The organism is Paracidovorax wautersii (assembly GCF_900113035.1).
Lineage (GTDB): Bacteria > Pseudomonadota > Gammaproteobacteria > Burkholderiales > Burkholderiaceae_C > Paracidovorax > Paracidovorax wautersii.
In genome coordinates, this window is record NZ_FONX01000012.1 from 56,452 (window position 1) to 77,856 (window position 21,405).

18 protein-coding genes are annotated in these 21,405 nt (G+C 69.6%); 15 read left to right on the forward strand and 3 right to left on the reverse strand.

Features of this window, described 5'->3' with window-relative positions; all coding sequences use genetic code 11:
• Positions 1 to 149: 149 nt before the first annotated feature.
• From BM070_RS16625 to BM070_RS16635, 3 genes are all read left to right on the forward strand, one after another.
• Complete coding sequence (locus BM070_RS16625) at positions 150 to 1,067, forward strand: ABC transporter permease (protein ID WP_092940461.1); 918 nt, start codon at positions 150 to 152, stop codon at positions 1,065 to 1,067.
• A gap of 174 nt (positions 1,068 to 1,241) precedes the next feature.
• Positions 1,242 to 2,252, forward strand: a complete 1,011-nt coding sequence (locus tag BM070_RS16630; RefSeq protein ID WP_092940462.1) for an ABC transporter ATP-binding protein — start codon at positions 1,242 to 1,244, stop codon at positions 2,250 to 2,252.
• 14 nt (positions 2,253 to 2,266) lie between these two features.
• Entirely contained in the window at positions 2,267 to 3,322 is a 1,056-nt protein-coding gene (locus tag BM070_RS16635; protein WP_092940463.1) for an ABC transporter ATP-binding protein, read from the forward strand.
• Positions 3,323 to 3,429: 107 nt separating this feature from the next.
• Here BM070_RS16635 and BM070_RS16640 read toward each other — a convergent pair whose 3' ends face one another.
• Positions 3,430 to 3,870 carry a DoxX family protein gene (locus BM070_RS16640; RefSeq protein ID WP_092940464.1) on the reverse strand — a complete coding sequence of 147 codons (441 nt, stop codon included), beginning with the start codon at positions 3,868 to 3,870 and terminating at the stop codon, positions 3,430 to 3,432.
• 338 nt (positions 3,871 to 4,208) lie between these two features.
• Between BM070_RS16640 and BM070_RS16645 the strand changes: the two genes are divergently transcribed.
• Complete coding sequence (locus tag BM070_RS16645) at positions 4,209 to 6,191, forward strand: bifunctional metallophosphatase/5'-nucleotidase (RefSeq protein WP_092940561.1); 1,983 nt, start codon at positions 4,209 to 4,211, stop codon at positions 6,189 to 6,191.
• Between the two features lie 397 nt (positions 6,192 to 6,588).
• On the opposite strand, the gene BM070_RS16655 is transcribed toward BM070_RS16645, so the two are convergent.
• Both BM070_RS16655 and zwf read right to left on the reverse strand, forming a co-directional pair.
• Positions 6,589 to 7,434, reverse strand: coding sequence for a MurR/RpiR family transcriptional regulator (locus tag BM070_RS16655; RefSeq protein WP_092940562.1), 846 nt, complete (start codon positions 7,432 to 7,434; stop codon positions 6,589 to 6,591).
• 75 nt (positions 7,435 to 7,509) lie between these two features.
• Positions 7,510 to 8,976 (reverse strand): glucose-6-phosphate dehydrogenase, encoded by a 1,467-nt coding sequence (zwf, locus tag BM070_RS16660; RefSeq protein ID WP_092940466.1) that lies wholly within the window; start codon positions 8,974 to 8,976, stop codon positions 7,510 to 7,512.
• A gap of 232 nt (positions 8,977 to 9,208) precedes the next feature.
• Here zwf and tal point away from each other — a divergent pair, with 232 nt between their 5' ends.
• The 11 genes from tal (at position 9,209) to BM070_RS16715 (ending at position 21,389) form a co-directional block, all read left to right on the forward strand.
• Positions 9,209 to 10,159: a transaldolase gene (gene tal, locus BM070_RS16665; protein WP_092940563.1), complete on the forward strand. Its 951-nt coding sequence runs from the start codon at positions 9,209 to 9,211 to the stop codon at positions 10,157 to 10,159.
• Positions 10,156 to 11,784, forward strand: coding sequence for a glucose-6-phosphate isomerase (pgi, locus tag BM070_RS16670; RefSeq protein ID WP_092940467.1), 1,629 nt, complete (start codon positions 10,156 to 10,158; stop codon positions 11,782 to 11,784). The genes tal and pgi overlap by 4 nt, the downstream gene beginning before the upstream one ends.
• Before the next feature lie 338 nt (positions 11,785 to 12,122).
• The gene (locus tag BM070_RS16675; RefSeq protein WP_092940468.1) at positions 12,123 to 13,439 is read left to right on the forward strand and encodes an ABC transporter substrate-binding protein; all 1,317 of its coding nucleotides are present in this window, start codon (positions 12,123 to 12,125) and stop codon (positions 13,437 to 13,439) included.
• Positions 13,440 to 13,644: 205 nt separating this feature from the next.
• On the forward strand, positions 13,645 to 14,502 hold the full coding sequence (locus tag BM070_RS16680) for a carbohydrate ABC transporter permease (protein WP_092940564.1): 858 nt from the start codon (positions 13,645 to 13,647) through the stop codon (positions 14,500 to 14,502).
• 21 nt (positions 14,503 to 14,523) lie between these two features.
• Complete coding sequence (locus tag BM070_RS16685; protein WP_092940469.1) at positions 14,524 to 15,360, forward strand: carbohydrate ABC transporter permease; 837 nt, start codon at positions 14,524 to 14,526, stop codon at positions 15,358 to 15,360.
• 46 nt (positions 15,361 to 15,406) lie between these two features.
• Positions 15,407 to 16,444 (forward strand): ABC transporter ATP-binding protein, encoded by a 1,038-nt coding sequence (locus BM070_RS16690; protein WP_092940470.1) that lies wholly within the window; start codon positions 15,407 to 15,409, stop codon positions 16,442 to 16,444.
• A 108-nt stretch (positions 16,445 to 16,552) separates the two neighbouring features.
• Positions 16,553 to 17,947 carry a D-arabinitol 4-dehydrogenase gene (gene dalD / locus BM070_RS16695; RefSeq protein WP_092940471.1) on the forward strand — a complete coding sequence of 465 codons (1,395 nt, stop codon included), beginning with the start codon at positions 16,553 to 16,555 and terminating at the stop codon, positions 17,945 to 17,947.
• A 6-nt stretch (positions 17,948 to 17,953) separates the two neighbouring features.
• Complete coding sequence (locus BM070_RS16700; RefSeq protein WP_092940472.1) at positions 17,954 to 18,748, forward strand: L-iditol 2-dehydrogenase; 795 nt, start codon at positions 17,954 to 17,956, stop codon at positions 18,746 to 18,748.
• Between the two features lie 5 nt (positions 18,749 to 18,753).
• On the forward strand, positions 18,754 to 19,431 hold the full coding sequence (locus tag BM070_RS16705) for a transaldolase family protein (protein ID WP_092940473.1): 678 nt from the start codon (positions 18,754 to 18,756) through the stop codon (positions 19,429 to 19,431).
• Between the two features lie 19 nt (positions 19,432 to 19,450).
• Positions 19,451 to 20,419, forward strand: coding sequence for a carbohydrate kinase family protein (locus BM070_RS16710; protein ID WP_092940474.1), 969 nt, complete (start codon positions 19,451 to 19,453; stop codon positions 20,417 to 20,419).
• A 19-nt stretch (positions 20,420 to 20,438) separates the two neighbouring features.
• Positions 20,439 to 21,389, forward strand: a complete 951-nt coding sequence (locus tag BM070_RS16715; RefSeq protein ID WP_092940475.1) for an AraC family transcriptional regulator — start codon at positions 20,439 to 20,441, stop codon at positions 21,387 to 21,389.
• The last annotated feature ends 16 nt before the right edge of the window (positions 21,390 to 21,405 follow it).

Here is a 21,405-nt window from a genome sequence, read left to right on the forward strand (position 1 = left end):
CGGTCTTTATGGCACAACTCGATGACACAATCGTGGAACCGCATCGGACGGCGCGCCATGGCCGCCCGATCGGACGCCCCAGCAGCATGCAGGCCGCGAGAGCCTGCCGGTTCCGTTGGGCCAGCTGGCCCGCTCCTGAAGACTTCGCGATGAAAAATCCACTCTCCCTTTGGCTCGACAGCGACGTCGCCTACAGCTTTCGCACCTCGCCCGTGGCCGTGGGCGCGGCGCTGGTGGCGCTGCTGTGCCTGTTCTGCGCCGTGTTCGCCCCGTGGGTCGCGCCGCACAACCCGTTCGACCTGACCACGCTGGAGCTGTCGGACGCGCGCCTGCCGCCCGCCTGGAACACCGAGGGCGGCGGCAGCCTGAAGTACCTGCTGGGCACCGACGACCAGGGCCGCGACATTCTCTCGGCCGTGATCTACGGCGCGCGCATCTCGCTCATCGTGGGCTTCGCCTCGGTGGCGCTGTCGGTGGTGGTGGGCGTGGCGCTGGGCCTGCTGGCCGGCTTCAAGGGCGGCTGGATCGACGCGCTGCTGATGCGCCTGTGCGACGTGATGCTGTCCTTTCCCGCCATCCTGGTGGCGCTGCTCATCGCCGGCGTGGGGCGGGCGATGTTTCCCAACGGCGGCGAGTCGCTCGCCTTCGGCGTGCTGATCCTCTCCATCTCGCTGACCGGCTGGGTGCAGTACGCGCGCACGGTGCGCGGCTCCACGCTGGTCGAGCGCAACAAGGAATACGTGCAGGCCGCGCGGGTGACGGGCGTGTCTTCGCTGCGCATCATGCGGCGCCACGTGCTGCCCAACGTGCTCGGGCCGGTGCTGGTGCTGGCCACGATCCAGGTGGCGACGGCCATCATCACCGAGGCGACGCTGTCCTTCCTGGGCGTGGGCGCGCCGCCCACCTCGCCGTCGCTGGGCACGCTGATCCGCATCGGCAACGACTACCTCTTTTCGGGCGAATGGTGGATCACCGTGTTCCCGGGCGCCATGCTGGTGCTGATCGCCGTCTCGGTGAACCTGCTGGGCGACTGGCTGCGCGATGCGCTCAACCCGCGCCTGCGCTGAAGATGGAGCGCCACCCCCTGAGCGACTTCGTCGCTTCCCCCTCCTCTCATCGCTGCGCGATGGGGATGGGGACGCCGCCCTCACTGCGGGGCGGCCCTTGCTCGGCGGCCACTGGCCTGGGCCGTGGCGGTTTCCGGCGCCGTGCCGGGCACATCGGATTACGGATGGATTGATATGTCTCTTCTCGAAGTACAGAACCTCGTCGTCGAATTCCCCGGCCGCCGCGGCACGCTGCGGGCGCTGGACGACATCTCCTTTTCCATCGCGCCGGGCGAGATCCTGGGCGTGGTGGGTGAATCCGGCGCGGGCAAGTCGCTCACGGGCGCTTCCATCATCGGCCTGCTGGAGCCGCCGGGGCGCATCGCCTCCGGCCGCATCCTGCTGCAGGGCGAGCGCATCGACGACCTGCCCGCGCACAAGATGCGGCAGGTGCGCGGCCGGCGCATCGGCGCCATCTTCCAGGACCCGCTCACCTCGCTGAACCCGCTCTACACCGTGGGCCACCAGCTGGTCGAGACCATCCGCACCCACCTGCCGATGAACGCCGCCCAGGCCCGCCAGCGCGCCATCGACCTGCTCAAGGACACCGGCATTCCCGCCGCCGAGCAGCGCGTGGACCATTACCCGCACCAGTTCTCGGGCGGCATGCGCCAGCGTGTGGTGATCGCCCTGGCGCTGGCGGCCGAACCCCAGCTCATCGTGGCCGACGAGCCCACGACGGCGCTGGACGTATCCATCCAGGCGCAGATCATCCAGCTGCTCAAGAACATCTGCCGCACGCGCGGCGCGGCGGTGATGCTCATCACCCACGACATGGGCGTGATCGCCGAGACCTGCGACCGCGTGGCCGTGATGTACGCAGGCCGCATCGCCGAGATCGGGCCCGTGCACCAGGTCATCAACCAGCCGGCCCACCCCTACACCGCGGGCCTGATGGCCTCCATCCCCGACATGGCGCAGGACCGCGAGCGCCTGAACCAGATCGACGGCGCCATGCCCCGCCTGAACGCCATTCCCCCGGGCTGCGCCTACAACCCGCGCTGCCCCAAGGCCTTCGACCGCTGCCGCACCGAACGGCCCGACCTGCTGCCCGCCGGCGCCACCCGCGCCGCCTGCTGGCTGCACGACCCCCGTTCCGCCGCCGCCGCCGTGGCCGCCGCGGGCCTGGCAGGAGCCGACGCATGAACCACGAAGCCCCGATGACTCCCCGCCACGCCGCCGCCGCCCCGGCCCGCCCGGGCCAGCCGCTGGTGCAGGCGCATGACCTGGCCCGCACCTTCGACGTGTCCGCGCCCTGGCTCAACCGCGTGCTCGAACGCAAGCCGCGCACGCTGCTGCATGCGGTGGACGGCGTGAGCTTCGAGATCGAGCGCGGCAAGACGCTGGCGCTGGTCGGCGAATCGGGCTGCGGCAAGAGCACCGTCGCCCGCCTGCTGGTGGGCCTCTACGAGCCCACGCGCGGCGGCTTCACCTTCGACGGGCAGGACGCGCACGCCGCCTTCAAGGGCGGCGACGCGCGCGCCATGCGGCGCCGCATCCAGATGATTTTCCAGGACCCGTACGCCAGCCTGAATCCGCGCTGGCTGGTCGAGGACATCGTGGGCGAGCCGCTGCGCGAGCACGGCCTCATCACCGACAAGGCAGAGCTCAAGACCCGTGTGGGCGAGCTGCTGCGGTCCGTGGGCCTCTCGCCGCTGGACATGGCCAAGTACCCGCACCAGTTCTCGGGCGGGCAGCGCCAGCGCATCTCCATCGCCCGGGCGCTGGCCACCGAGCCCGAGTTCCTGGTCTGCGACGAGCCCACCTCGGCGCTGGACGTCTCCGTGCAGGCACAGGTGCTCAACATCATGAAGGACCTGCAGCGCGAGCGGCAGCTGACCTATCTCTTCATCAGCCACAACCTGGCCGTGGTGCGCCACGTGAGCGACCAGGTCGGCGTGATGTACCTGGGCCGGCTGGTGGAGCTGGCCGACAAGCAGCAGCTCTTCGCCGCGCCGCGCCACCCCTATACGCGCATGCTGCTGGACGCCATCCCCAAGATGCACGACACCGGCCATGCCCGCACGCCCGTACAGGGCGAGGTGCCCAACCCCCTGAACCCGCCGGCCGGCTGCGCCTTCAACCCGCGCTGCCCCCACGCCAACGACCGCTGCCGCAGCGAGCGCCCCGTGCTCATCGACGACGGCGGCACCCGCGTGGCCTGCCATGCCGTGGAAGAAGGGCGCATTCCGCGCATCGAGGCCGTGGCGGCCTGAGCTTCAAGGGTTTTCAGGCGCAGGCGCTTGATACGCCTGCGCCTTTAGCTATTGATTTAATAGCAATCGGCCCGCGCTACCCATGGCGCGGGCGATCGGGCGCACACTCAGTTGAGGCGGCCCTGCGCGCCGCCCACGCTGTAGCGGCCCGCGCCCAGCAGCATCACGGCCAGCGCGCCGAAGAGGTACAGGCCCTGCAGTTCCAGCGCCCAGCCGCCCTGGCTGGTGAGCGCGAACAGGTCGGCGCGATGCACCAGCGCGAAGGCCACCAGCATGTTGATGACGATGATGGCCGCGCCGGCACGCGTGAACAGGCCCGCGATCAGCAGCAGCGGCGCCAGCACTTCGCCCACCAGCACGCCATAGGCCACCACGCCCGGCACGCCGGCCTTTTCCAGCATGCCGCTGATGAAGCCCACCCCGTGCTGCAGCTTGAAGATGCCGTGCAGCAGCACGAGCACGCCGATGGCCAGGCGCAGCACGAGCTTGCCGGCATCGTCGCCCTGGGCCGCGGTGGTGGGGATGGAACGGGTGGTGGTGGTGCTCATGGAAAACCTCTCTTCTGAACGGTATGTGATGTAAGGACCAAGGCGATGCGTGCCGCGGACAGCCCCGGTGCGCTCTGCGCCCTGAGCGGTGGCCCGGCGGGCTGGCAGCCGGTGCATCGCCGGCAGCCCGCAGTGTGCGCAACCGGCGCCGTGCCGTCTGTGCGCTGGCGCACACGCCAGACAGCATGCGGCGATGCGTGCGCATGGTTTGTAGGTGGGCCGGCCGCAGCCGATTCGGCCCTGCGTCGCGGCGGGGAACTTTCATGCCGCTGTCATGCGGGCTGCCCAGCATCCGGGCCTTCGACAAAGAAGGTTGGGAGATGGACATGCCTGTACACATGACAACGAACCAGAACACGGCTGCGCGCACGAGCGCGCCGGCCCTGCGCCCGCGCCCCTGGGCCGCCGGCGCGCTGGCCCTGGCCACCGCCGTGCTGGTGGCGGCCTGCGGCGGCGGATCGGATGGCGGAACCCCCACGCCCGCGCCCAACCCCACGCCGGCACCCGCCCAGGCCCAGCCGCTGGACCTGACCATCCTGCACATCAACGACCACCATTCCACGCTGGAGTCGCGCACCAAGGCGCTGCAGCTCTCCGCCGGCGGCAGCTCGGCCGTGGCGGTGTCGGTGGATGCGGGCGGCTTTCCCCGCGTGGCCGCGGCGATCGGCGAGCTGGCCGCGCAGTCGGCCAACGTGCTCAAGCTGCACGCCGGCGATGCGCTCACGGGCACGCTCTACTTCAACCGCGCGGGCGCCAACGGCGAGGCCGACGCGGCGATGATGAACACCGTCTGCTTCGATGCCTTCACGCTCGGCAACCACGAGTTCGACAAGGGCGACAGCGGCTTGAAGGGCTTCATCGACCTGCTGCACAAGGGCAGCTGCAAGACGCCCGTGCTCAGCGCCAACGTGCGCTTCGGCGCCAGTTCGGCGCTCAACCCGTCCAAGGCCACGGACGGCGTCAACGCCTCCACCGTGGTCGAGCGCGGCGGCCAGAAGATCGGCATCGTGGGCGTGACCATCGCGGGCAAGACCAAGGCCTCTTCCAGCCCCGACCCGGACACCACCTTCGAGGACGAAGCCACCGCCGCGCAGCGCGAGATCGATCGCCTGCGCGCCCAGGGCATCAACAAGATCATCCTCATGAGCCACATCGGCTACGACAACGACCTGCAGATCGTGCCCAGGCTCTCGGGCGTCGATGTGGTGGTGGGCGCCGATTCGCACACCCTGCTGGGCCCCGACGCCCTGCGCACCACGGGCGTGGGCACGCCGGCCGGCGCCTATCCCACCCGCCTGGCCGACAAGGACGGCAAGCCCGTCTGCGTGGTGCAGGCCTGGGAATACGCCCAGGTCGTGGGCGAGCTCAAGGTGCGCTTCGACGCCAACGGCGACGTGGCCAGCTGCGCCGGCACGCCGCACGTGCTGATCGGCGACAGCTTCACCATCGGCGGCAAGGCCGCGACCGATGCGCAGCTGCAGGCGATCAAGGCCAGCGTGGCCGCCACGGGCTTCCTGCGCACCACCACGCCGCTGGCCTCGGCCGCCAGCGTGCTGCAGCCCTTCAAGGACCGCGTGTCCGTGTTCAACCAGAAGCAGGTCGCCACGGTGCCGCAGGAACTCTGCTCGCGCCGGGTGCCCGGCGGCCAGGGCACGGTGGACTACGGCCGCTCCAGCGCGGCCTGCAATGCCGAAGGCAGCGTGAGCCTGCGCGGCGGCGACATCCAGCAGCTCGTGGCCCAGGCCTATCTGGACGTGGCCAACGCCCAGTACGGAGGCGCCGACATCTCGCTGCAAAGCGGCGGCGGCGTGCGCATTCCGCTCTCGGGCACCGTCTCGGCCGCGCAGGTCATCCAGGTGCTGCCCTTCGGCAACATGCTGTTCCGCCTGGACATCACGGGCACGGAGGTCAAGTCCATGCTCGAAGACGGCCTCGAAGCCGTCTATGGCACGGGCGGCTCCACCGGCCCCTACCCGTACACCGGCGGCCTGCGCTTCGACGTCAACGCCTCGGCCGCCTTCGGCCAGCGCGTGAGCAACATCGAGGTGCGCGACCGCCAGAGCGGCAACTGGAGCGCGCTGGATGCCGCCAAGACCTACAAGCTCTTCGTGCTGAGCTTCAACGCCACCGGCGGCGACGGCTACAAGACCCTGGCCGCCGTGCCCGCCTCGCGCCGACTGGACATCGGCGTGCTCGATGCCGACGTGTTCTTCACCTACATCGACAAGCAGGCCAAGGATGCGACCACCGGCCTGCCGGTGCTGAATCGCCTGCCGGCCGCGCTCTACAGCACCAGGAACTTCACGCCGCCGGCGAAGTGATGGACGCCGGCACCCGCCCCAGGGCCGCCTGGGGCCTAAGAACGTGTTTACGATCTCGCAGGGGATCGCGTTGGAGCGCAATCGGGATGAGTGGATGCTTCGGATGCGCCGCATGGGCTCATGCCCATGCAAGCAGCCGGGGCGTTCAATCGCCCGATTTCGCTCCAACCCGAAGGGCAGCTACGTCGGCGGGCGGTCTGCGGCGTTGCGGCGCTTGTGGATAGCCGTGCTATCCACTGCGCACCGCGCCTTGCATCCCATCCCGCCGACGTAGCTGCGCGACCCCTGGGAGATCGTAAACACGTTCTAAGGCAGGCCTGCTGCGGCCTCGGCAGGTAATGGGTGCTGCAGCCCGGGCGCGGGGGGGCTGGCGGGCCCTTCTCGCACCGGTAGCGGATCAGGTGTAGCGCTTGGCGCGCAGGTTGTCCTTCATCTGCTGCAGCACGGGCTGCAGCGGCTCGCCGATGCGCAGGGCCACGCAGGTGGCCAGCACGTCGATGATGAGCAGGTGCATCAGGCGCGAGACCATGGGGCTGTAGCGGTCGTAGCCTTCGGGGTGGTCCGCCGCCAGGTGGATGTGGCAGGCGCTCGCCAGGGGCGAACCGCTGGCGGTGATGGCCACGGTGGTCGCGCCGTTCCGGCGGGCGATGTCGGCGGCGTCCATCAGGTCGCGCGTGCGGCCCGAGTTGGAGACGATGAGCAGGCAGTCGCCCGGGCCGAGCAGGGTGGCGCTCATCACCTGCATGTGGCCGTCGCTGGTGCTCAGGCTGGTGATGCCCAGGCGGAAGAGCTTGTGCTGCGCGTCCTGCGCCACGATGCCGGAGTTGCCGGCGCCGTAGATCTCGATGCGGTGGCCGGTCTTCCAGGTGCCGGCGATGGCCTCGACCGCGCGCTCGATGGCGCCGGTGCTGGCTGCGTTGCGGTACTGCAGGAAGGCGGCCACGGCGTTGTCCACCACCTTCACCAGCACGTCGCCGGTCTTGTCGTCGGCGTCCACGCTGCGGTGGATGAAGGGCACGCCTTCGCTCACGCTGCCGGCGAGCTTGAGCTTGAAGTCGGCCAGCCCGTCGTAGCCCATGCTGCGGCAAAAGCGCACCACGGTGGGCTTGCTGACGCCCGCGCGTGCGGCGAGCTCGCGCACCGGCAGGCGCGCGAAGGCGCGCGCGTCCTGCAGCACGAGGGCGGCCACGCGCTGCTCGGCCGGGGCCAGCGAGGGCAGGGAGGCGGTGATGCGTTCCAGCATGTCAGCCATCCTGCTTCACGCGGTGCAGCGGCGCGCAGGGCGCGGGCGGAACCAGGCGCGCAAAGGGCTTGCGCATCAGGATTCCTCGATCCAGCTGTGGCCTTCGCGCGCCACCATGGCGCTGGCGGCGGCCGGGCCCCAGGTGCCGGCGGCGTAGGGGCGCGGGCCTTCGTTCGATTCCTGCCAGGACTGCATGATGGGCTCGACCCAGCGCCAGGCGGCTTCCTGCTCGTCGGCACGCACGAAGAGGTTCAGCCGGCCGGCGATCACGTCCAGCAGCAGCCGTTCGTAGGCGCCCACGCGCTCGGTGCCGAAGCGCTGCTCGAAGTCCAGGTCCAGGTGCACCTGGGCCAGCGACTGGGCCTCGGCGGCGCGCGCGCTGCGCTTGTCCTGGCCGGCGGCGAAGAGGTGCAGCGCCACGCCGTCGCGCGGCTGCAGGTGGATCACCAGCCGGTTGGCCGCGCCGATGGGCGTGCGGTAGATGGGGTGGGGCGTGGCGCGGAAGTTGATGGCGATGTGCGCCTCGTGCGCGGCCAGCCGCTTGCCGGTGCGGATGAAGAACGGCACGCCGGCCCAGCGCCAGTTGGCGATCTGGGTGCGCAGGGCGACGAAGGTCTCGGTGCGGCTGTCGGCCGGCACGCCGGTCTCTTCGGCATAGCCGGGCACGCGCTCGCCGCCGGTGCTGCCGGCGGTGTACTGGCCGCGCACCACATCGCGCGCCAGGGTGGCGGGCGTCCAGGGCACCAGCGAATGCAGCACCTTGAGCTTCTCGTCGCGGATGGCGTCGGCCGTGGCGTTGATGGGCGGCTCCATGGCGATCGCGCACAGCAGCTGCAGCGCGTGGTTCTGCACCATGTCGCGCAGCGCGCCGGTGCCGTCGTAGAAGGCGCCGCGCTTTTCCACGCCCAGCTTCTCGGCCATGGTGATCTCGATGCTGGCCACCATCTCGCGGCGCCAGAGCGGCTCGAACAGCACGTTGCCGAAGCGCAGCGCCAGCAGGTTCTGCACGGCGGGCTTGCCCAGGTAGTGGTCGATGCGGAAGATCTGCTCTTCGCGGAACACCCGGCGCACGGCGGCGTTGATGGCGCGGTTGGATTCGAGGTCGTGGCCCAGCGGCTTTTCCAGCACCACGCGCGTCTTCGGCGTGGCCAGGCCCGCGGCGCCCAGCTGTTCGCAGGCGGTGGTGAAGAGGCCGGGCGCGGTGGCCAGATACATCACCACCGTGTCGGCATTGCGCTCGCGCAGGCGCTCGGCCAGCTGCGCGTAGTCCTCGGGCTTGGAGAGATCCATGCGCTGGTATTGCAGCAGCGCGGCGAAGCGTTCGAACTCTTCGGCCGTGGGGCGCTTTTCCTGGATCACGGCGTCGAAGCGGCTGGCGATCAGGTCGCGGTAGGCCGCGTCGCTCAGGTCGTCGCGCGCCACGCCGATGATGCGGCCGCCCTCGGGCAGCGAGCCGTGGCGGAAGGCCTGGAAGAGGGCGGGCAGCAGCTTGCGCCAGGCCAGGTCGCCCGTGCCGCCGAAAAGGACCAGATCGAAGCTCATGGTGTTCCGTGTCTCCCGTACGATGTTTCGTTGTCGATGCCCGGTATGTTACCGAGTTTCACGAATTGGCATGGGCCTACGTCAAAACAGCAGCGGCTGGGCCTACACTTCTGCGCTGTCGTGCGCATCGGCGGCCCCTGATGCAGGCGGTAACCCGGAATCTTCGACCGGGGCCGATCCAAGGCACTTCATCCCACAGGACACAAGAGAAGAGGAAACAAAGCAAATGGCCATGAACCAACTCGATGCGCTCAAGCAGTTCACCACCGTGGTGGCGGACACGGGCGATTTCCGCCAACTGAGCGCCTTCCAGCCGCAGGATGCGACCACCAACCCCTCGCTCATCCTCAAGGCCGTGCAGAAAGCCGAATACGCGCCGCTGATGACCGAGGCCGTGGCCCGCTGGCGCGGCCAGCCGCTGGACGAGGTGATGGACCGGCTCATCGTGCGCTTCGGCTGCGAGATCCTCTCGCTGATCCCGGGCCGCGTGTCCACCGAAGTCGATGCGCGCCTGTCGTTCGACACCGCCGCCACCGTGGCGCGGGGCGAGCGCATCATCGCCCTCTACCAGGCCGAAGGCATCGCCCGCGAGCGCGTGCTGGTCAAGATCGCCTCCACCTGGGAAGGCATCCAGGCGGCGCGCCAGCTCGAAGAGCGCGGCATCCGCACCAACCTCACGCTGCTGTTCTCGTTCGCCCAGGCCGTCGCCTGCGGCCAGGCCAAGGTGCAGCTGATCTCGCCCTTCGTCGGCCGCATCTACGACTGGTACAAGAAGCAGGCCGGCGCCGGCTGGGACGAAGCCGCCATGGCCGGCCCCAACGATCCGGGCGTGCAGTCGGTGCGCCAGATCTACCAGCACTACAAGCGCTTCGGCATCGCCACCGAAGTCATGGGCGCGAGCTTCCGCAACACCGGCCAGATCATCGCGCTGGCCGGCTGCGATCTGCTCACCATCGCCCCCGACCTGCTGGCCCAGCTGGCCGCGAGCGATGCGCCCGTGCAGCGCGCGCTGGACCCGGACGCCGCACGCGGCCTGGACCTGCCGGCCGTGGAATACGACGAGGCGGGCTTTCGCTACGCGCTCAACGCCGACGCCATGGCCACCGAGAAGCTGGCCGAAGGCATCCGCGCCTTCGCGGCCGACGCGGCCAAGCTCGAACAGCTGATGCAGGCGGCCGCATGAGCAGCGGCCACGTCCTTCCCACCCGCACCCGCTGCGACCGCACGCCCGCCTGGGCGCAGCTGCAGGCGCATTTCGAGGGGGCAGGCCGCGGCTTCGACCTGCGCGGCGCCTTCGCGGCCGAGCCGGAGCGTTTCGAGCGCCTGAGCCTGCAGGCGCCGCACGTCTTCGCCGACCTGTCCAAGAACCTGATCGACGCCCCGGCCGAAGCCCTGCTGCTGCAGCTGGCGCGCGAGACGGGCCTGGAAGCCTATCGCGACGCGATGTTCGCGGGCGCCGCCATCAACCACACCGAGCAGCGCGCCGTCATGCACTGGCTGCTGCGCAATCCGGCTCCAGCGCTTGATGTACCTGGGCATGCCGCTACTAAAAATGTAGCGGGTGCGTTGGCCGAAGGCCTCCAGGACGTCCACGCCACGCTGGATGCCATGCTGCAGCTGGCCGAGCGCGTGCGCGCCGACGACGCCATCACCGACGTGGTCAACATCGGCATCGGCGGCTCCGACCTGGGGCCGTCGATGGCCGTCAAGGCGCTCGAAGAGCTGTGCCATCCGGGCAAGCGCATGCACTTCGTCTCCAACGTCGATGGCATGGAGCTGGGCCGGGTGCTGCGCCAGCTCAAGCCCGAGAGCACGCTGTTCCTCGTCGCCTCCAAGACCTTCACCACGGCCGAGACCATGTCCAACGCGCATGCCGCGCGCGACTGGTTCATCGCCCACGGCGGCAGCGACGACCGGGCGGCTCCGCTGTCGCTGTCGCGCCACTTCTACGCGCTCACCACCAACGTGGAGGCGGCGGCGAAGTTCGGCATCGACACCACGCTGGGCTTCTGGGACTGGGTGGGCGGGCGCTATTCGCTCTGGTCCGCCATCGGCCTGCCGATCGCCATCGCCATCGGCGCGGAGCATTTCCGCGCGCTGCTCGCCGGCGCCCATGCCATGGACGAGCACTTCCGCACCGCGCCGCTCGAACGGAACCTGCCCGTGCGCCTGGGCCTGCTGGACGTCTGGTACCGCAACTTCCACGGCTTCACCAGCCGCAGCGTGGCGCCCTACAGCCACGGCCTGCGCCGGCTGCCCGCCTACCTGCAGCAGCTGGAGATGGAGAGCAATGGCAAGGGCGTCGATGCGCAGGGCCAGCGGCTGCCCTTCGCCACCTCGCCCGTGGTCTGGGGCGAGCCCGGCACTAATGGCCAGCACGCCTTCTTCCAGATGATCCACCAGGGCACGGACGTGATCCCGGTGGAGTTCATCGCCCTGCGCCAGGGCGGCGCCGACCTGCCCGCGCAGCATCCGCGCCTGCTGGCCAACGCGCTGGCCCAGGCCCGCGCGCTGATGCTGGGCAAGGACAGCGAGGACGGCCACCGCCACTTCACCGGCAACCGGCCCAGCACCTTCCTGCTGCTCGACCGGCTCGAACCCGCCGCGCTGGGCGCGCTCATCGCGCTCTACGAACACCGCGTGTTCGTGACCGGCGCGATCTGGGGCATCAACAGCTTCGACCAGTGGGGCGTGGAGCTGGGCAAGGTGCTCGCCAAGGACCTGGAACCGCGCCTCGCCTCGGGCGACGTGCAGGGGCTGGACGCCTCCACGGCCGGCCTCATGCGGCGGCTGATGCCGCAGGGCTGACCGGCCTTTTTCCTCTCCTTTCGACCGCCGCGCCGACAGCCCGCTTCATGCGGGCTGTCGGCTTTGTGGCGGGCGCCTTTCGCGCTTTTCGCACTTTTGCCTGCGAGCCTGCGGCGCCGGGCGCCTCCGTCAGGGGCGTCGCTCATGCGCGGGTACGGGGCAGTTTCCATGCGGTATTGCGTGTACTAGGGAATATCCCAGGCAATCCATGCAAGAAAGTATCGGGTTGGCAGGCTGAAGTACCAAACCGGAGGGCAAGGCTTCTCCACAATCCGGTCCCACGGCGACCCATTCAGCCCTCCGGAAAAGCGGGCGTCGCTCACCTCAAGGAGACAAACATGCAGCGTTTTCTGAAAGCAGGCCTGGCACTGGCGGTGATCGGTGCGGCCGGCGCATCCCAGGCGGCCACCGAACTCGTGATCGCGACCGTGAACAACGGCCACATGATCGAGATGCAGAAGCTCACCCCCTTCTTCGAGAAGGCCAACCCGGACATCAAGCTCAAGTGGGTCACGCTGGAAGAGGGCACGCTGCGCCAGCGCGTGACCACCGACATCGCCACCAAGGGCGGCCAGTTCGACGTGATGACCATCGGCCTCTACGAAGCGCCGATCTGGTCGAAGAAGGGCTGGCTCAAGCCCATCGCCACCGATGCGGCCTACGACGTGGACGACCTGCTGCCCGCCATCCGCTCCGGCCTCTCGTACGAAGGCAAGCTCTACGCCGCCCCGTTCTACGGCGAAAGCTCCATGCTCATGTACCGCAAGGACCTGGCCGACAAGCTGGGCGTGAAGTTCTCCGACCAGCCCACCTGGGCCGAGGTGAAGGCCTTCGCCGACAAGGCGGGCGATCCCAAGGCGGGCGTCTATGGCATGTGCCTGCGCGGCAAGCCGGGCTGGGGTGACAACATGGCTTTTCTCTCCACCCTGGTCAACACCTACGGCGGCCAGTGGTTCGACATGGCCTGGAAGCCGCAGCTCGACACCAAGCCCTGGCAGGAGGCCATCAGCTTCTACGTCGATCTGATGAAGAAGGACGGCCCTCCCGGCGCCTCGGCCAACAGCTTCAACGAGAACCTGGCGCTCTTCAGCGAAGGCAAGTGCGCGGCCTGGGTGGATGCGACCATCGCCGCATCCTTCATCAGCGATCCCAAGCAGTCGAAGGTGGCTGACAAGGTGGCTTTCGCGCAGGCGCCGGTCGCCGTCACGCCCAAGGGCGCGAACTGGCTGTGGTCGTGGAACCTGGCCATTCCGGCCAGCTCCTCGAAGAACGAGGCCGCGCAGAAGTTCATCCGCTGGGCCACGTCCAAGGACTACATCCAGCTGGTGGCCAAGGAGGCGGGCTGGGCCGCGGTGCCCACCGGCACCCGCAAGTCCACCTACGCCAACCCCGAGTTCCAGAAGGTCGCCAAGTTCGCGGCGGCCGAGCTGAAGGCGATCGAAACGGCCAACCCGAACCCGGGCGAGAACACGCTGCCCAAGTCGCCGTACGCGGGCGTGCAGTACGCCGCGATCCCCGAGTTCCAGGCCATCGGTGTGGGCGTGGGCCAGCAGATGAGCGCCGCGCTGGCGGGCAAGGTCACGGTCGAGCAGGCCCTGAAGACCTCGCAGACCTTGGCCGAGCGCGACATGAAGAAGGCCGGCTACTACAAGTAAGCAGGCGCGGCCCGCGGAACCCTTCCGGCGTCGTGCCGCATCGTGTCGCAGCGCCGCTGCTGCCTGCGGTGCAGCGCCTCGCCAGAACCGCTGCGCCGGGTTCCGTGACCCGCTCCAGGCCTGGCGCGCCGCACAGGCCCGGGTCCATCGGCCCGGGGCTTTCGCCCGTCGCCCGCCCCCTGTCCTCGTTCGCCGGATGGTCCCCATGAAAAGACTTCTGCCCCGCGCCCTCATGGCGCCCGCGGTGCTCACGCTGCTGGCGTGGATGATCGTGCCGCTCGTGATGACGGTGTATTTCTCCACCGTCAACTACAACCTGCTGCAGCCGGGCGAGCACCCCTTCGTGGGCCTGGACAACTTCCAGTACTTCATCACCGACCCGGACTTCTGGCCCGCGGTGTGGAACACGCTGGTGCTCATCGGCAGCGTGATCGGCATCACCCTGGTGCTGGGCGTGCTGCTGGCGCTGCTGGTGAACGAGCCCTTCCCGGGCCGCGGCATCGTGCGCGTGCTGCTGATCTCGCCCTTCTTCGTCATGCCCGCGGTCAACGCGCTGCTGTGGAAGCACATGATGATGAACCCCATCTACGGCATCCTGGCCGACCTCTGGCGCTTCTTCGGCGCCACGCCCATCGACTGGATGACCGACTACCCGCTGCTGTCGGTGATCGTCATGGTGGCCTGGCAGTGGCTGCCCTTCGCCTGCCTGATCTTCATCACCTCGCTGCAGTCGCTGGACCGCGAGCAGATGGAGGCCGCCCGCATGGACGGCGCCACCGCGCCGCAGCGCTTCTTCTACCTGGTGCTGCCGCACCTGGGCCGGCCCATGGCGGTGGTCATCATGATCGAGATGATCTTCCTGCTGAGCGTGTTCGCCGAGATCGCCATCACCACCAGCGGCGGCCCGGGCAATGCCAGCACCAACATGACCTACCTGATCTTCAAGCAGGCGCTCATGAACTTCGATGTGGGCGTGGCCTCGGCGGGCGCGCTGTTCGCGGTGGTGCTGGCGAACATCGTGGCGGTGTTCCTGATCCGCATCGTCGGCAAGAACCTGGACTGAAAAGAAGGCGACGGAACCACCATGCAATCCCAAGCGACCGCCGGCGGCACGCTGGCCCTCTCCATCCGCACCGTGGCCGCCTGGGGGGCCGCGCTGCTGCTGTTCTTTCCCATCGCCTGGCTGTTCCTCACGGCCTTCAAGACCGAGCTGCAGGCCATCCACGTGCCGCCGCTCTTCGTCTTCAAGCCCACGCTGGAGAACTTCAGCGAAGTGCAGCGGCGCAGCGACTACCTGCTGTATGCGCGCAACTCGCTCATCACCAGCCTGGGCTCGACCGTGCTGGGCCTGCTGATCGCGGCGCCCGCGGCGTACTCGATGGCGTTCTTCCGCACCCGCCGCACGCGCGACATCCTCATGTGGATGCTCTCGACCAAGATGATGCCGGCCGTGGGCGCGCTGGTGCCCATCTACGTGATCGCGCAGACCGCCGGCCTGCTGGATTCGCTCACCGCGCTCACCATCGTGTTCACGCTGTCGAACCTGCCCATCATGGTGTGGATGCTCTACAGCGCCTACAAGGACATCCCGCACGAGATCCTGGAGGCCGCACGCATGGACGGCGCCAGCCTCTGGACCGAGTTCCGCCACGTCGTGCTGCCGCTGTCGGTGGGCGGCCTGGCCTCCACGGGCCTGCTGTGCCTGGTGCTGAGCTGGAACGAGGCCTTCTGGGCGCTCAACCTCACCTCCGCCAAGGCCGGCACGCTGGCCACGCTGATCGCTTCCTACTCCAGCCCCGAAGGCCTCTTCTGGGCCAAGCTCTCGGCCGCCTCGCTGATGGCCATCGCACCCATCGTGGTGTTCGGCTGGTTCAGCCAGAAGCAGCTGGTGCAGGGCCTCACCTTCGGCGCCGTCAAGTAAGCGCACGCGCAGAACACAAGAGACACAAGAAAGGCAGACAGCTTCCATGGCCTACCTCGAACTCCAGGGCATCCGCAAACGCTTCGGCGATGCCGAAATCATCAAGGGCGTCGATCTGCAGATCCAGCAGGGCGAATTCATCGTCTTCGTCGGCCCCTCGGGCTGCGGCAAGTCCACGCTGCTCAGGCTGATCGCCGGGCTCGAACCCATCACCAGCGGCAGCCTGATGCTGGACGGGCGCGACATCACGCACACGCCCTCGGGCAAGCGCGATCTGGCGATGGTCTTCCAGAGCTACGCGCTCTATCCGCACATGAGCGTGTACGACAACATGTCGTTCGCGCTCAAGCTCGCGGGCGTGCCCAAGGACGAGATCAAGACCAAGGTCGAGCATGCTGCGGCCACGCTCAATCTCACGCAGTACCTCGCGCGCACGCCCAAGGAGCTTTCCGGCGGCCAGCGCCAGCGCGTGGCCATCGGCCGCGCCATCGTGCGCCAGCCCAAGGTGTTCCTGTTCGACGAGCCGCTCTCCAACCTCGATGCGGCCCTGCGCGGCAACACCCGCGTGGAGATTCACAAGCTGCACCGCGCCCTGGGCGCCACCACCATCTACGTGACGCACGACCAGGTCGAGGCCATGACCCTGGCCGACCGCGTGGTCGTGCTGAAAGACGGGCTCATCGAGCAGGTCGGCACGCCGCTGGAGCTCTACGACCGCCCGGCCAACCGCTTCGTCGCGCAGTTCATCGGCATGCCGTCGATGAACATGGTGGCGGCGCAGGCCATTCCGCGTTTCGCGGCCGCCATCGGCGGCGCGTTGCCGGCCGACGGCTTCCTGGGCGTGCGGCCCGAGGGGCTGCGCGTGCATCGCGGGCAGGACGCGCCGCAGGGCGTGCCCGGCCGCGTCGAGCTGATCGAGGCGCTGGGCGCCGACACGCTGATCCACGTCGATGTGGCCGGCGTGCCGCTGGTGGCGCGCCAGAACGAGCGCACGCCCCTGCAGCCTGGCGACGGTGTGGCCGTGGAGCTCGACCCCGCCGTGCTGCACTGCTTCGACCGCGAGGGCCGCGCCGTGCGCGCCTGAGCCGCTTCTTTCCCGCGCCCTTCCTTCTTCCACACCCCTCCCCACTTCTTTCAGCGGACCATTGCCGTGACCCCTGCGCACCTTCCTCCGGCTCCCACGGAGTTCACCATGCTTCATCTGGGCCTGGGCTCGTTCCACCGGGCGCACCAGGCCGTCTATCTGCAGCGCCTCATCGAGGCGGGCGACGCACGCTGGTCGCTCTCGGGCGCCAACATCCGGCCCGACATGCCCGAGGTCATCGCCGCGCTGCAGGCGCAGGGCGGCCGCTACACGCTCGAGACGGTATCGCCCGCGGGCGAATACTTCTACGAGTCGATCGAGTCCATCCGCGAGGTGCTGCCATGGAGCCCCACGCTCGCCGCCGTGGTGGCGCGCGGCGCTGCGCCGTCCACGCGCATCGTCTCCTTCACCGTGACCGAGGCGGGCTACTACCTCGACGCGCAGGGCCGGCTGGATCAGGGCTTCGCCGAGCTCGTGGCCGACATCGATCGTGCCCGGCGCGGCGAGGTGAGCGGCGAGAACGGCACGCTCTACGGCGCCGTCACCGCGATCCTGCGCGCGCGCCGCGCGGCCGGAGCGGGCGCCGTCACGCTGCTCAACTGCGACAACCTGCGCCACAACGGCGACCGCTTCCGTGCCGGCCTGCTCGAATTCATCGAGCGTGCGGGCGATGCCGAGCTGCTGGCCTGGGTGCAGGCCCACACCGCCTGCCCCAACGCCATGGTGGACCGCATCACGCCGCGCGCGCCGGCCGAGCTGCGCGCCCGCGTGCAGGCCGCCACCGGCCGCGACGACGGCGCCGCCATCACCGCCGAGCGCTTCATCCAGTGGGTGATCGAAGACCGCTTCGCCGCCGGCCGGCCCGAGTGGGAGCGCGTGGGCGTGGAGATGGTCGAAGACGTGCAGCCCTATGAAGAGGCCAAGATCCGCCTGCTCAACGCCACGCATAGCTGCATCGCCTGGGCCGGCACGCTGGTGGGCTACGGCTTCATCCACGAAGGCACGCACGACGCCGCCATCCGGCAGATGGCCTACGACTACGTGACCGACGACACCATCCCCTGCCTGGGCCGCCCCGGCCAGCCCAGCCCGGTCGATCTGCCCGCCTACCGCGACGTGGTGCTCGACCGCTTCGGCAACCCCGCCATCCGCGACACCAACCAGCGCGTGGCGATGGACGGCTTCTCCAAGATCCCCGGCTTCATCGCGCCCACGGTGCGCGAGCGCTTGGCCGCAGGCCAGACCATCGACAGCGTGGCCATGCTGCCCGCGCTGTTCCTGGCCTTCCTGCAGCGCTGGCACCGGGGCAGCCTGCCCTACGCCTACCAGGACCAGGGCATGGACGAGGCCGTGGCGCATGCCATCTGCGAGGCGGCCGACCCGGTCGCGGCGATGTGCGCCGACGCGGGCCTCTGGGGCGGCATCGCGGGCGATGCCCGCCTCGTCGATGCCCTGCGCCGCGCCAGCGAGCGCGTCGCGCAATTCATTCAATCCAGGAGCTGAACCACCATGACGACCTCTCTTCGTTTGCAAGACCGCCACGTGCTGCTGACCGGAGCCGGCGGCGGCATCGGCCTGGCCGTGGCCGAGGCCTGCCTGGCCGAAGGCGCGCGCTGCAGCGTCGTCGATCGCGGCGCCGACGTGCCCGCCGAGGTGGCAGCGCTCCAGCAGCGCCACCCCGGGCGGCTGGCCTACATCGCGGCCGACATCACCGCGCCCGGCGCCATCGCCCGCCTGCTGGCCGAGGCCATCGCCGCCTTCGGCCCGGTCCACACGCTGTTCAACAACGCCGCCGTGTTCGACCTGGCGCCGCTGCTGGACAGCGACGAGGCCTCGTTCGACAAGCTGTTCGCGGTCAACGTCAAGGGCATGTTCTTCGTGATGCAGGCCGTGCTGCGGCACATGGTGGAGGCCGGCACGCAGGGCGCGTCGGTCATCAACATGGCTTCGCAGGCCGGCCGGCGCGGCGAGGCGCTGGTGTCGCACTACTGCGCCACCAAGGCCGCCGTCATCAGCTACACGCAGAGCGCGGCGCTCGCCATGGCGCCGCACGGCATCCGCGTCAACGGCATCGCCCCCGGCGTGGTGGACACGCCCATGTGGGCCCATGTGGACAGCCTCTTCGCCAAGGCCGAGGGCCTGCCCATCGGCGAGAAGAAGCGCCAGGTGGGCCTGGCCGTGCCGCTGGGCCGCATGGGCGATCCGCGCGACGTGGCCGGCGCGGCCGTGTTCCTCGCCAGCGACGAGGCCCGCTACATCACCGCCCAGACGCTCAACGTCGATGGCGGCAACGTCATGAGCTGAGCGCCATGAACGCCCCTGATTTCCACCTCTACATCGACAGCGCCGACATCGCACAGATCGAAGCCTGCCTGCCGCACCCCGTCATCCACGGCGTGACCACCAACCCCACGCTGCTGCGCCGTGCCGACGTGACCCGCGCCACGCTGCCCGGGCTGCTGTCCCGCTGCATCGAGCGGGGCGCCCGCCAGGTGCAGGCCCAGGTGCATTCCGCCGAGGCGGACGGCATGCTCGAAGACGCGCTGGAGCTGCTGCGCCACTTCGACGAAGGCCAGCTGGTGGTGAAGATTCCCGCCACGCGCCAGGGCCTGCAGGCCGGCGCGCATCTCATCGCCCAGGGCGTGCCCGTCACCTGGACGGCCGTCTATGCGCTGGAGCAGGCGCACTTCGCGGCGCAGCTGGGCGCGGCCTATGCGGCGCCGTATCTGGGCCGCCTCAACGATTCGGGCGTGGACGGCCTGGCGCGCATCGCGCAGATGCAGGCGTTGGTGGCCCAGGCCCCGGCCGCACGCACGCGCACACGCCTGCTGGTGGCCAGCGTGCGCTCGCGCGACGCCTACCTGGCGCTGCTGCAGCTGGGCGTGGGTGCCATCACCATCCCGCCGCAGCTCTTTGCCGAACTGATGGACCACCCCGCCACGCTGGAGGCCGAGCGCGGCTTCCTGGCCGACGCGGCGGCGTGCTGAACCACCGGGAGCATTGCCGATGCGCATAGCCTTCATGGGCGAGGCCCTGATCGACTTCACCTCCAGCGGGGCCGCCGACCTGGCCTTCGAGGGCCATGTGGGCGGCTCGCTGCTCAACGCGGCCATCGCCTGCGCCCGGCTGGGGCAGGCCACCGGCTTTCTCACCCAGCTGTCCACCGACCTGTTCGGCGAACGCATCCTGGCCTACCTGCAGCGCAACGGCGTGGACACGCGCTTCGTGCCGCGCAGCGCGGCGCCTTCCACGCTGGCCTTCGTCGAGCGCACGCCACAGACCAACCGCTACGCCTTCTATGCCTCCGGCAGCGCCGACGCGACCTGGTCGCCCCAGCCGCTGCCCGAGCTGCCGCTCGAATGCGCCTTCCTGCACTACGGCTCCATCGCCATGCTGCAGCAGCCGGCAGCGGCGCGCATCCTGGACATGGTGCGCGCCTCGGCCGGGCGCCGCGTGGTCGTGCTCGACCCGAACGTGCGGCCCAGCCTGATCGACGACATGGCGCGCTACCGCACGCAGGTGGCGCAGTGGGCGGGCCTCTCCGACGTGGTCAAGCTCAGCGACGAAGATGCGGAACTGCTTGCGCCCGGCCAGCCGCTGGGCGCGGTGGCGGCGGCGTATCTGGCCGCCGGGGCGCGTGCCGTCGTCGTCACGCAGGGGGCGGACGGCGCCACGCTCTGGCGCGCGGGCCAGGCGCCCCTGGCCGTGGCCGCGCCGCGCGTGCCGGTGGCCGACACCATCGGCGCGGGCGATACCTTCACGGCGGGCCTGTCGGTGGCCTTGCTGGCGCAGGGCGTGGAGCGGCCCGCGCAGCTGGGCGCGCTGGACGATGCCGGCTGGCACAGCGCCATGCGCTTTGCCGCGACGGCCGCCGCGCTCAACTGCACGCACGAAGGTGCCGACCCGCCCACGCTGGCCGCCGTGCAGGCCTTGCTGGCCTGCATGGAACCCGCCCCGGCGGCCCCCGTTTCCTGATCTCCGAAAGGCGCCCGCCATGACGACGCCCCGCAAGCCGCGCACCGCGCCCCGCCAACGCCAGCCGGTGCTGGAGCGCGAAGTCGCGCGCTCGCCCTCGCTGGGCTACGAGACGCCCGAAGAGGCGGGCCTGGTGCGCTGCCTGGCGCACGGCTTTCCCAGCCCGCTGGTGCGCTGGCATTTCCATGAAGACTACGAGCTGCACCTGATCACCGAGACCTCGGGCAAGGCCTTCATCGGCGACTGGATCGGGCCCTTCCAGCCGGGCCATCTGGTGCTGTGCGGGCCGCTGCTGCCGCACAACTGGATCTCGCTCGACGTGGCCGAAGGCGGCGCGCCCGGCCGCGACCGGGTCATCCAGTTCTGCCACGAACCCATCGAACGCGCCGCCGCCGGCATGCCGGAGCTGCGCGAGCTCATGCCCCTGCTGGAGCGCGCGCGCCACGGCATCGAATTCTTCGGCATGTCGCAGCAGGCGCTGGCGCACTGGGACGCGGTCAAGGCCGCGCGCGGCCTGCGCCGGCTGGCCCGGTTCTGCGAATTCCTGGCCGACCTGGCCGAGTGCACCGACTACCGGCTGCTGTCGAGCGTGCAGATGCAGGGCCAGCACGGCGCCGACGGCGATGCCCAGTTCGACCAGATCAACGGCATCGTCGATCGCATCACCAGCCACATCGCCGAGCCCATCTCGCTGCAGGAAGTGGCTACCGAGCTGGGCATGAGCGAGAGCCGTTTCAGCCGGTTCTTCCGCCGCGCCACCGGCAACAGCTTCACCGACTTCGTGAACCGGGTGCGCATCAACAGCGCCTGCCATCTGCTGATGCAGACCGACCACTACGTGACCGACATCTGCCACCAAGTGGGTTTCAACAACGTGGCCAATTTCAACCGGCGCTTCCTGGAGATCAAGGGCATGACGCCCACCGAATTCCGCCGGCAGGCCGACACCCGCTTCGGCGGTGGAATGTAAGAAGCGAAGAGGAGAC

Coding starts and splice junctions, on each gene's coding strand:
- BM070_RS16705 (WP_092940473.1), top strand. CDS start 18,754: ATGAACGCCCCTGATTTCCACCTCTACATCGACAGCGCCGACATCGCA.
- BM070_RS16715 (WP_092940475.1), top strand. CDS start 20,439: ATGACGACGCCCCGCAAGCCGCGCACCGCGCCCCGCCAACGCCAGCCG.
- dalD (WP_092940471.1), top strand. CDS start 16,553: ATGCTTCATCTGGGCCTGGGCTCGTTCCACCGGGCGCACCAGGCCGTC.
- tal (WP_092940563.1), top strand. CDS start 9,209: ATGAACCAACTCGATGCGCTCAAGCAGTTCACCACCGTGGTGGCGGAC.
- BM070_RS16700 (WP_092940472.1), top strand. CDS start 17,954: ATGACGACCTCTCTTCGTTTGCAAGACCGCCACGTGCTGCTGACCGGA.
- BM070_RS16680 (WP_092940564.1), top strand. CDS start 13,645: ATGAAAAGACTTCTGCCCCGCGCCCTCATGGCGCCCGCGGTGCTCACG.
- BM070_RS16640 (WP_092940464.1), bottom strand. CDS start 3,870: ATGAGCACCACCACCACCCGTTCCATCCCCACCACCGCGGCCCAGGGC.
- BM070_RS16675 (WP_092940468.1), top strand. CDS start 12,123: ATGCAGCGTTTTCTGAAAGCAGGCCTGGCACTGGCGGTGATCGGTGCG.
- BM070_RS16710 (WP_092940474.1), top strand. CDS start 19,451: ATGCGCATAGCCTTCATGGGCGAGGCCCTGATCGACTTCACCTCCAGC.
- pgi (WP_092940467.1), top strand. CDS start 10,156: ATGAGCAGCGGCCACGTCCTTCCCACCCGCACCCGCTGCGACCGCACG.
- BM070_RS16635 (WP_092940463.1), top strand. CDS start 2,267: ATGACTCCCCGCCACGCCGCCGCCGCCCCGGCCCGCCCGGGCCAGCCG.
- BM070_RS16630 (WP_092940462.1), top strand. CDS start 1,242: ATGTCTCTTCTCGAAGTACAGAACCTCGTCGTCGAATTCCCCGGCCGC.
- BM070_RS16690 (WP_092940470.1), top strand. CDS start 15,407: ATGGCCTACCTCGAACTCCAGGGCATCCGCAAACGCTTCGGCGATGCC.
- BM070_RS16645 (WP_092940561.1), top strand. CDS start 4,209: ATGACAACGAACCAGAACACGGCTGCGCGCACGAGCGCGCCGGCCCTG.
- zwf (WP_092940466.1), bottom strand. CDS start 8,976: ATGAGCTTCGATCTGGTCCTTTTCGGCGGCACGGGCGACCTGGCCTGG.
- BM070_RS16655 (WP_092940562.1), bottom strand. CDS start 7,434: ATGCTGGAACGCATCACCGCCTCCCTGCCCTCGCTGGCCCCGGCCGAG.
- BM070_RS16625 (WP_092940461.1), top strand. CDS start 150: ATGAAAAATCCACTCTCCCTTTGGCTCGACAGCGACGTCGCCTACAGC.
- BM070_RS16685 (WP_092940469.1), top strand. CDS start 14,524: ATGCAATCCCAAGCGACCGCCGGCGGCACGCTGGCCCTCTCCATCCGC.